The organism is Ligilactobacillus agilis DSM 20509, assembly GCF_001436215.1.
Classification (GTDB): Bacteria; Bacillota; Bacilli; order Lactobacillales; family Lactobacillaceae; genus Ligilactobacillus; species Ligilactobacillus agilis.
This window is the reverse complement of sequence record NZ_AYYP01000070.1, coordinates 1-515: the sequence shown is the minus strand read 5'-3', so window position 1 is coordinate 515 and position 515 is coordinate 1. Positions and strand designations below refer to the sequence as shown.

Annotated in this window: 3 tRNA genes; all 3 read right to left on the bottom strand. The window is 44.9% G+C overall.

Features of this window, described 5'->3' with window-relative positions:
- Positions 1-74 precede the first annotated feature (74 nt).
- The 3 genes from FC14_RS08785 to FC14_RS08775 all read right to left on the bottom strand — a co-directional run bounded on the left by FC14_RS08785 (position 75) and on the right by FC14_RS08775 (position 333).
- Positions 75-147 (bottom strand) — tRNA-Asp (locus FC14_RS08785).
- 9 nt (positions 148-156) lie between these two features.
- Positions 157-246, bottom strand: a tRNA-Ser gene (locus tag FC14_RS08780).
- Positions 247-251: 5 nt separating this feature from the next.
- Positions 252-333: transfer RNA gene (locus tag FC14_RS08775), tRNA-Leu, on the bottom strand.
- Between the last annotated feature and the right edge of the window lie 182 nt (positions 334-515).

The following is a 515-nucleotide window of genomic DNA, read 5'->3' as shown; positions in this document are numbered from 1 at the left end:
AACCGCCGACACATGGAGCTTCAATCCATTGCTCTACCGACTGAGCTACCGAGCCAGTTATATCTACGATATAACGGTCCATGACGGATTTGAACCGACGATCTTCTCCGTGACAGGGAGACGAGATAACCACTACTCCAATGGACCTTCTAAATAAGGAGGATAAGAGATTCGAACTCTTGCGTGGTTTGACCCACCTGACGGTTTTCAAGACCGTTCCCTTCAGCCAGACTTGGGTAATCCTCCATAAATACGGGTGAAGGGACTTGAACCCCCACGTCATAAGACACTAGAACCTAAATCTAGCGCGTCTGCCAGTTCCGCCACACCCGCATGTGTTATGACAACTATTTTAGTTTAGCAAACTCCTTAATAATCGTCAAGCAATTTTTATGTTAAACTAGCTTTGAGGTGAGTTTATGGAGTTATTAACAGCAATTAAAAACTATCAACCCTTTAGTCAACTACCCCTCACTAAAGTGAGAGGCTTGTAGATCACGACCTTACGGTCAGTG